At 57.8% G+C, this 8944-nt stretch carries 7 protein-coding genes; all 7 read left to right on the top strand.

All coding sequences use genetic code 11. From position 1 onward, the window contains the following. Positions 1 to 22 precede the first annotated feature (22 nt). The 7 genes from hfq (at position 23) to RX972_RS05850 (ending at position 8637) form a co-directional block, all read left to right on the top strand. Complete coding sequence (hfq, locus tag RX972_RS05820) at positions 23 to 283, top strand: RNA chaperone Hfq (RefSeq protein WP_027900444.1); 261 nt, start codon at positions 23 to 25, stop codon at positions 281 to 283. A 12-nt stretch (positions 284 to 295) separates the two neighbouring features. Further along, positions 296 to 1597 carry a ribosome rescue GTPase HflX gene (gene hflX, locus RX972_RS05825; RefSeq protein WP_316873290.1) on the top strand — a complete coding sequence of 434 codons (1302 nt, stop codon included), beginning with the start codon at positions 296 to 298 and terminating at the stop codon, positions 1595 to 1597. Between the two features lie 96 nt (positions 1598 to 1693). Further along, positions 1694 to 2866: an FtsH protease activity modulator HflK gene (hflK, locus tag RX972_RS05830; RefSeq protein WP_099267770.1), complete on the top strand. Its 1173-nt coding sequence runs from the start codon at positions 1694 to 1696 to the stop codon at positions 2864 to 2866. Beyond that, positions 2866 to 3735: a protease modulator HflC gene (hflC, locus tag RX972_RS05835; protein WP_027900441.1), complete on the top strand. Its 870-nt coding sequence runs from the start codon at positions 2866 to 2868 to the stop codon at positions 3733 to 3735. Before hflK ends, hflC begins: the two co-directional genes overlap by 1 nt. Positions 3736 to 4016: 281 nt before the next feature. After that, positions 4017 to 5204, top strand: a complete 1188-nt coding sequence (locus RX972_RS05840) for an ATP phosphoribosyltransferase regulatory subunit (protein ID WP_122708740.1) — start codon at positions 4017 to 4019, stop codon at positions 5202 to 5204. Between the two features lie 54 nt (positions 5205 to 5258). Further along, the gene (locus RX972_RS05845; RefSeq protein ID WP_027900439.1) at positions 5259 to 6551 is read left to right on the top strand and encodes an adenylosuccinate synthase; all 1293 of its coding nucleotides are present in this window, start codon (positions 5259 to 5261) and stop codon (positions 6549 to 6551) included. Between the two features lie 151 nt (positions 6552 to 6702). Continuing rightward, entirely contained in the window at positions 6703 to 8637 is a 1935-nt protein-coding gene (locus RX972_RS05850; protein ID WP_122708752.1) for a methyl-accepting chemotaxis protein, read from the top strand. Positions 8638 to 8944: the final 307 nt, after the last annotated feature.

Here is an 8944-nt window from a genome sequence, read left to right on the forward strand (position 1 = left end):
GATCCTTAAAGGAGTGCGGCACATGTCAAAAGGGCATTCGCTACAAGACCCTTACCTGAACACCCTGCGTAAAGAGAAGGTTGGGGTTTCGATCTATCTCGTCAACGGCATCAAGCTGCAAGGCACGATCGAGTCTTTTGACCAGTTTGTTATTTTGCTGAAGAACACTGTCAGCCAAATGGTCTACAAGCACGCAATCTCTACCGTTGTTCCGGTTCGCCCGATTCGTCTGCCTAGCGCAACCGAAGGTGAGCAGGGCGACGCTGAGCCAGGTAACGCCTGATAGGAGTCTGCTTTGTTCTTTGAGCGCCACAGTGGTGGTGAACGCGCAATACTCGTTTACCTGGATGGTCAGGACCCTGAGGCGCGTGAAGATCCGCAGGAGTTTCGGGAACTGGCCATATCAGCTGGCGCCGATACCGTCGCGTTCGTCAACGTGCCGCGTCATCGGCCATCGGCCAAATATCTGATTGGCAGTGGCAAGGTCGAGGAACTTCGCGACCAGGTCAAAGCCGAAAAAATCGATATCGTCATCTTCAATCACGTGCTGACACCCAGTCAGGAACGTAACCTCGAACGCGTGTTCGAGTGTCGCGTACTTGATCGCACGGGGTTGATCCTCGACATCTTCGCGCAGCGCGCGCGTACTCATGAAGGCAAATTGCAGGTCGAGCTGGCACAGCTCGAGCACATGAGCACGCGGCTGGTTCGCGGCTGGACTCACCTTGAACGCCAGGGCGGTGGTATTGGCCTGCGTGGTCCCGGTGAAACCCAGCTGGAAACTGACCGGCGTCTGTTGCGGGTTCGTCTGCGGCAGATCAAGGGCCGTCTTGAAAAGGTTCGCAGCCAGCGTGAGCAGGCTCGTCGCGGGCGCAAGCGCGCCGACATCCCTTCGGTTTCTCTGGTGGGCTATACCAACGCCGGCAAATCGACATTGTTCAATGCTGTGACTGATTCCGATGTGTTTGCTGCAGATCAGCTCTTCGCCACGCTCGACCCGACCCTGCGCCGTCTGCAACTCGACGACCTGGGGCCTATCGTGCTGGCTGACACCGTGGGCTTTATTCGCCACCTGCCGCACAAACTGGTCGAAGCCTTTCGCGCCACGCTCGAAGAGTCCAGCAACTCCGATCTGCTGCTCCACGTCATCGACTCTCACGAGCCTGATCGCATGGAGCAGATCGAACAGGTCATGGCGGTACTTGGCGAGATCGGTGCCGAGGGCTTGCCGATACTTGAGGTCTATAACAAACTCGACCTGCTCGAAGGGGTAGAGCCGCAGATACAGCGCGATGCCGATGGCAAACCGCAACGTGTCTGGGTCTCCGCCCGTGATGGTCGAGGGCTGGACCTGCTCAAACAGGCTGTTGCCGAATTGCTCGGCGACGATCTGTTTGTCGGTACTTTGCACCTGTCTCAGGATTTTGCCCGGTTACGCGCCCAGTTTTTCGAATTGGGTGCGGTGCAGAGCGAAGAGTATGACGAGCAGGGCAGCAGCTTGTTGGCAGTACGTTTACCGCGCGTTGAGTTCAATCGTCTGGTGAGTCGCGAAGGACTGCAGCCGCTGGAATTCATCGAGCAACACACTTTGCAATAAAAGCGTGAGAAAGCCGTTGTACGGCTCTCTCAGGCATTCTGTAGCATTGGTCGGCGCGCCGCGGGCGCGTCTTTGCTTTATCAGATGGAGAGCGCTATGGCTTGGAATGAGCCGGGTGGCAACTCGAATAATCAGGATCCTTGGGGTGGTAAGCGCAAGGGCGGCGACCGCAAGGGGCCACCGGATCTCGACGAGGCCTTCCGAAAGCTGCAGGAAAGCCTTAATGGTTTGTTCGGTGGTGGCAAGAAACGCAGTGGTGGTGACGGTGGTGGTAACGGCAACCCTGGCAAGGGTGGCGGTTTCGGCTTGCTGGGCATTGGCCTGGTCGTGCTGGTTGCGATCTGGCTGTACAGCGCCATTTACGTCGTGGACGAGCAGGAGCAGGCCGTTGTGCTGCGCTTTGGTCAGTACCACGAAACCGTAGGTTCGGGTCTGAACATCTATTTCCCGCCGTTCGATCGCAAGTACATGGAAAACGTGACTCGCGAACGTGCCTACAGCAAACAGGGCCAGATGCTGACTGAAGACGAAAACATCGTCGAAGTGCCGCTGACCGTGCAGTACAAAATCTCCAACCTGCGTGATTTCGTGCTGAACGTTGATCAACCGGAAGTCAGTCTGCAACACGCTACTGAAAGTGCGCTGCGTCATGTCGTGGGTTCCACGGCCATGGATCAGGTGCTGACTGAAGGTCGTGAACTGATGGCGAGTGAGATCAAGGAGCGTCTGCAACGCTTCCTCGACACTTATCGCACCGGTATCACGGTGACCCAGGTCAACGTACAGAGCGCTGCTGCACCTCGTGAGGTTCAGGAAGCATTCGATGATGTGATTCGTGCACGTGAAGACGAGCAACGTTCCCGTAACCAGGCTGAAACCTACGCTAACGGTGTGATTCCGGAAGCACGTGGTCAGGCTCAGCGGATCATCGAAGACGCCAACGGTTATCGCGACGAAGTGATCTCCCGCGCCAAGGGTGAAGCTGATCGCTTTACCAAGCTGGTTGCCGAGTATCGCAAGGCTCCAGAAGTCACGCGTGAACGTCTGTACCTGGACACTATGCAAGAGCTGTTCACCAATACCAGCAAGGTTCTCGTAACTGGCGATAAAGGCGGGAACAACCTGCTTTATCTGCCGCTGGACAAGATGATCGAAAACGGCCGTAGCGGTAACAGCAATGCCCCGACTACCGGTGCTAACACTGCAGGAGCTGATGTCGGTGCTCGCGCCGCAGAGATTCAGCAGCCGCGTACAAGGGAGACTCGCTGATGAGCAATAAATCGCTGATCGCCCTGATTGTTGCTGTAGTGCTGGCGGTGGTTGCCTGGAACAGCCTGTTTATCGTGTCCCAGACAGAACGTGCCGTAATGCTGCAATTTGGTCGCGTGGTTGAACCTAACATTCAGCCCGGTCTGCATGTGAAGATTCCTTACGTCAACCAGGTGCGCAAGTTCGACGGTCGCCTGCTGACGCTGGATGCACCGACGCAACGCTTCCTGACGCTGGAAAAGAAAGCGGTCATGGTGGATGCCTACGCCAAGTGGCGTGTGAAGGACGCGGAAGTGTTCTACACCGCAACGTCGGGCCTCAAGCAAATCGCTGATGAACGTCTGTCGCGTCGTCTCGAATCCGGTCTGCGTGACCAGTTCGGTAAGCGCACCCTGCACGAAGCTGTGTCGGGCGAACGTGACGCGTTGATGGCTGACATCACCGCTTCGCTGAACGCGATGGCAAATAAAGAGCTCGGCATCGAAGTTATCGATGTTCGGGTCAAGGCTATCGACCTGCCGAAGGAAGTGAACCGCAGCGTTTTCGAACGGATGAGTACCGAACGTGAACGTGAAGCGCGTGAGCATCGCGCCAAGGGTAACGAACTGGCTGAAGGCATCCGTGCCGACGCCGATCGTCAGCGCCGCGTACTGCTGGCTGAAGCCTATCGTGAGTCTGAAGAGGCCCGCGGTGATGGTGATGCACAAGCTTCCGCGATCTATTCCAAGGCATACGGCCAGGATCAGGAGTTCTACGCGTTCTACCGTAGCCTGCGCGCCTACCGTGAAAGCTTCGCGAACAAGAGTGACGTGATGGTTCTGGATCCGAGCAGCGATTTCTTCCGCTATCTGGAAAAATCCAAGCCGTGATCTGAACGCCGTAATCTACCCGCCGGGCGGCAAAACCGTCCGGCGGGGTGATCATGCGGTAAAACGTGTGTATGATGCGGCAGCCGGGAAATTCCCGGCTTTTTTGCGTCTGCACGATTGATTGGCCACAGCAGTGGCATGATTTTCGAGGACAGTGGTCTGAAACAGCCATTCTCGGGCGCTTGCCGTGCCCGCAGTAACGGGCGCAGGGCCTGACCACTCTCTGCTTTACTCAAGGCCCGCCTCGGCGCGGGTCGCCCGGATCATAGGGGAAAGGCGTAATGGCAACGGTTGACCGCTGGCTGCTACCAGATGGCATCGAAGAAGTACTGCCGCCTGAAGCGGCGCGCATAGAAGTAGCGCGCCGTCAGGTGTTGGATCTGTTCCAGAGCTGGGGCTATGAATTCGTAGTCACCCCTCATATCGAATACCTTGAATCCTTGCTCACTGGCGCGGGCTCGGACCTGGATCTGCGCACCTTCAAAGTGATCGACCCGCAGTCGGGTCGGCAAATGGGCTTTCGTGCCGACATCACGCCGCAAGTGGCGCGCATCGATGCGCATACCCTGCGTCGTGAAGGGCCGAGCCGTCTTTGCTATGCCGGTAGCGTGCTGCATGCGCAGCCGCGTGCCCTGTCTTCTTCGCGTAGCCCTATTCAACTGGGCGCCGAGTTGTATGGCGATGCAAGCCCGAGCAGTGACGTCGAAGTCATCAGCCTGATGCTGGCCATGCTTCAACTGGCTGATGTTCCAGACGTTCACATGGATCTGGGGCATGTCGGTATCTACCGAGGCCTGGCCCGCGCAGCTGGTTTGTCTGGCGAGGTTGAACAACTGTTGTTCGATGCCCTGCAACGCAAGGCCATCGACGAAGTGATCGAGCTGACAGCCAATCTGCCTGCCGATCTGGCGTCGATGCTGCGTGCATTGGTCGATCTGTGCGGTGGTCGTGAAGTATTGGCGGCTGCGCGTGATCGCCTGGCCAACGCGCCAGCGCCAGTGCTGGCTGCGCTTGATGACCTGTTGACCGTGGCTGAGCGCCTTGCGACCCGTTTCCCTGAGCTGCCGCTGTATTTTGATCTGGGTGAGTTGCGCGGTTATCACTATCACACGGGTGTTGTCTTTGCTGTTTTCGTTCCGGGCGTGGGTCAATCCATTGCTCAGGGCGGTCGCTATGATGACATCGGTGCAGATTTCGGTCGGGCTCGCCCGGCCACCGGTTTTTCCACGGACCTGAAGACTTTGGTGACACTGGGTCGTGCAGAAATCGAATTGCCTTCCGGCGGTATCTGGATGCCGGACAGTACGGATGCAGCACTCTGGCAGCAGGTTTGTCAGTTGCGCAGTGAAGGTCAGCGTGTTGTGCAGGCATTGCCTGGGCAACGGGTGGCCGCAGCGCGTGAGGCCGATTGCGATCGGCAATTGATTCAGCATGGCGAGCGTTGGCAAGTCGTGCCGCTGGCTTCTTGAGTTTTCCTGTCGGCGGCCGCCGACACCAAGTTTGCGTGAATGAGGACAAGTGTTATGGGTAAGAATGTCGTAGTCCTGGGCACCCAATGGGGTGATGAGGGCAAAGGCAAGATCGTTGATCTGCTGACCGAACATGCTACCGCTGTAGTGCGTTACCAGGGTGGCCACAACGCGGGTCACACTCTGGTGATCGACGGCGAAAAAACCGTATTGCACCTGATTCCGTCCGGTGTACTGCGCGAAGGCGTGCAGTGCCTCATTGGTAACGGTGTGGTGGTTGCGCCGGATGCGCTGATGCGCGAAATCATCAAGCTGGAAGAAAAAGGCATTCCAGTGCGCGAGCGTCTGCGCATCAGCCCGTCCTGCCCGCTGATCCTGTCCTATCACGTTGCGCTGGATCAGGCGCGTGAAAAGGCCCGTGGCGAGTTCAAGATCGGCACCACCGGTCGCGGTATCGGCCCGGCTTACGAAGACAAGGTTGCACGTCGCGGCCTGCGTATCGGTGACCTGTTCCACCGCGAGCGTTTCGCCGCCAAGCTGGGCGAGCTGCTCGACTATCACAACTTTGTGCTGGTCAATTACTACAAAGAGCCTGCCATCGACTTCCAGAAGACTCTCGACGAGTGCATGGAATACGCCGAGCTGCTCAAGCCACTGATGCTCGACGTCACTGCCGCGCTGCATGAAATGCGTCGCGACGGCAAAGACATCATGTTCGAAGGCGCTCAAGGTTCGCTGCTGGACATTGACCACGGTACTTATCCGTACGTCACCAGCTCCAACACCACGGCGGGCGGTATCGCCACGGGTTCGGGTTTTGGGCCGATGTACCTGGATTACATCCTGGGTATCACCAAGGCCTACACCACACGTGTAGGTTCGGGTCCATTCCCGACTGAGCTGTTCGACGACGTTGGTGCATTCCTGGCCAAGCGTGGGCACGAATTCGGTGCAACCACTGGCCGTGCTCGTCGCTGCGGCTGGTTCGATGCCGTGATCCTGCGTCGCGCTATCGAAATCAACAGCATCTCCGGCATCTGCCTGACCAAGCTCGACGTGCTGGATGGCCTCGAAACCATCAACATCTGCATCGGTTACGAGAACGAGCACGGTGCAGTGATCGAAGCACCGACCGACGCTGACAGCTACCTGGGCCTTAAGCCTGTGTACGAGCAAGTGCCGGGCTGGACTGAATCGACGCTGGGTGCCAAGACTCTGGAAGAGCTGCCAGCTAACGCTCGCGCTTATATCAAGCGTCTGGAAGAGCTGGTGGGCGCACCTATCGACATTATTTCGACGGGCCCTGATCGCAACGAAACCATCGTGTTGCGTCATCCGTTTGGCTGATAAATCGTTGATGTAAAAACAAAGGGTCGCAGATGCGGCCCTTTGTTTTTTCTGGTTTGACCGTGGCCACTGGAACGGCACGGCGATTGCTGTAAAAAGCGTCAGAAAAGGTGCCATCATTTTAATGGCGCCGGTGGTGGAGGGATTCCCCGTGTCAGCTGTCCTCTCTCTTTTGCGGAGCCGCTTGCTGCGGCCCGTGTTTATTGCCCTTGGCATCGCTCTTTTGGTGCAGGTGCTGGTCGCCGTTGCTCTCACCCGGAGCACTGTTGCTGCGCTTGAAGCTGATTTGGCCAATCGCCTGGGTGTAGATTCGCAACACTTGTCCGCTGAACTGGAACAGGCAAGTCGAGAAGTAACCTCCAGTCTCGATAATCTTGCTACCAGTACCAGTCAGCGCTTGAGTACGGGCCTTGCCGCCCGTCTGAAGGATGAGCAGGCACAGCTGCGCGCCACACTGGAAAAAGACCTCAGAGACTCAGCCACCGATATGGCCGAGCTGCTGGCCGCTGTGGCACCCCGTGCAATGTGGGATAACGACACGCCGACGTTGTCCGAATTCGCTCGTCGCGCGCAGCGCAACCCCAATGTGTTGTTCGTGATTTATGACGATGCGGCAGGCGAGCACTTGACTCGTTATCTGAACCGCGAAAACCCGCTGATCCAGGCGTTGCTTGCCAAGGGCGAGGGCGAGCGGGCAATGGATAAAGTGCTGAACGCTGCCAGGACCGACAGTTCGGTTTACTACGTCGAGGCATCCATCAGCCCTAACGGTGTTGAAATCGGCAAGGTGCGCATGGGTGTTTCCACTGCCACCGTTGAAGAAAACCTCGTCGCTCTCGACAAGCGTTTTGCGACGCTGATTACCAGTGGCGGGCAACTGGTTTCCGAAAGCCTGACCGGCGCTTCGAAAGAAAGCTCGGCCGCACTGCGTTCACGACTTGATTCTGCGCAAGGCGCGGCTTCTGCCATGGCTACAAACACGACATCAGCGGTAAAGGAAGCGTCTGAAACACTGCGCTGGCGGATAGGCATGGGCTTGGCCCTGGTTGGGTTGGGCGTCCTTTTGGTATTGGCGGTAGTGCTGGGGCGCAGGGTAGTCAACAAGCTGCTGCTGTTGATCGCGGCGCTGGATGATCTGGCGGCGGGCGAGGGCGATCTGACCAAGCGCGTCAAAATCGACAGTAATGACGAGATCGGGGACATGGCGGCAGCAGTCAATCGTTTTGTTGCCAAGCTACAGCCCATTGTTCGCGAGGCCGGAGATGTTGCGCAGCGCACCGGTGTTGAGATCAATGCGATGAGTCAGCGCAATGCGGGTGCAGGTGCTGCGGCCGCGATGCAGCGCGATGAAGTGGCTGCCAGTCTGCAAGCGCTTGAGCACATGGCCGACGAGGCTCAGTCCGAGAGCCATGCCATGCAGGCTGCTTTGAGGCAGGTGGTGGATATTCGTCAGGCGACTGATGAAAACACGCGCACGTCGAATCAGGTGGGCGGCTTGATCGAAGCGCTCGCGGGGCAGGTTGAAACCGGTTCTAAAGTCATCGAGCGGCTGGCGCAGCAGAGCGAGCAGATCGAAGTGGTGCTGGAGGTCATTCATGGCATTGCCGAACAGACTAACCTGTTGGCGCTGAACGCGGCCATTGAGGCTGCGCGGGCTGGGGAAACCGGGCGCGGTTTTGCTGTGGTCGCCGATGAGGTTCGTGCTTTGGCGAGCAAGACCCAAAGCTCCACGGGTGATATTCAGGCGCACATCGGTGCGTTGCAGTCAGGTGCGAAAGAGGCCGTTGCGGCGATTGGTCTGGCGGGACGGCAGGCCAATGAGGGGTTGGCGGTACTGCGCAACAGCGTCAAGTTGCAGCAATCCGTGCAGGAATCTGTTGAGCAGGTCCATACGGCGATCGGTCTGGCAACCAAGGCGGCAGTGCATCAGGCAGAAGGCGCGCACGCGGTGAGAGGACGTGTAGAAGTGATTCACGCCCAGGCCCAGCGTGCGGCGCAGGTCGTTGAAGAGACTACGGCGAGCGGCAAAGTGCTGGATGGCCTCGCGGCGCAGTTGAAGGCGAGTCTGGGGCAATTCAGGGCTTGATTGCCGGGATTGCTTGGTGGGTAAACTTGTGGGAGTGGTGCCGGTATCCCTGACACCGCGCTGTCGCGCAGCAAACGGGTGACCTGTAGGAGCCAACTTGTTGGCGAGACGTCGGACCCGCATCGTCAGAAATTCCGCTTCGCCAACAAGTTAGCTCCTACAAGGTCCGCGTTTCAAATCCATTATTGGAGTGATGTTTGATAGGAGCAGACCAAGCTTTGCTCTCACGGGTGAGCTGCTATTTTCCAAACCCCAGAAAGCACAAAACCGAGCACATGGCTCGGTTTTGTTTGAATTGGTGCCCAGA

This window comes from Pseudomonas syringae group sp. J309-1, from assembly GCF_032582135.1.
In the GTDB taxonomy this organism is placed as follows: domain Bacteria; phylum Pseudomonadota; class Gammaproteobacteria; order Pseudomonadales; family Pseudomonadaceae; genus Aquipseudomonas; species Aquipseudomonas quasicaspiana.

Excerpts from the sequence above, each read along its gene's own strand:
- hfq (WP_027900444.1), top strand. The coding sequence starts at position 23 with ATGTCAAAAGGGCATTCGCTACAAGACCCTTACCTGAACACCCTGCGT.
- hflK (WP_099267770.1), top strand. The coding sequence starts at position 1,694 with ATGGCTTGGAATGAGCCGGGTGGCAACTCGAATAATCAGGATCCTTGG.
- hflC (WP_027900441.1), top strand. The coding sequence starts at position 2,866 with ATGAGCAATAAATCGCTGATCGCCCTGATTGTTGCTGTAGTGCTGGCG.
- RX972_RS05840 (WP_122708740.1), top strand. The coding sequence starts at position 4,017 with ATGGCAACGGTTGACCGCTGGCTGCTACCAGATGGCATCGAAGAAGTA.
- RX972_RS05845 (WP_027900439.1), top strand. The coding sequence starts at position 5,259 with ATGGGTAAGAATGTCGTAGTCCTGGGCACCCAATGGGGTGATGAGGGC.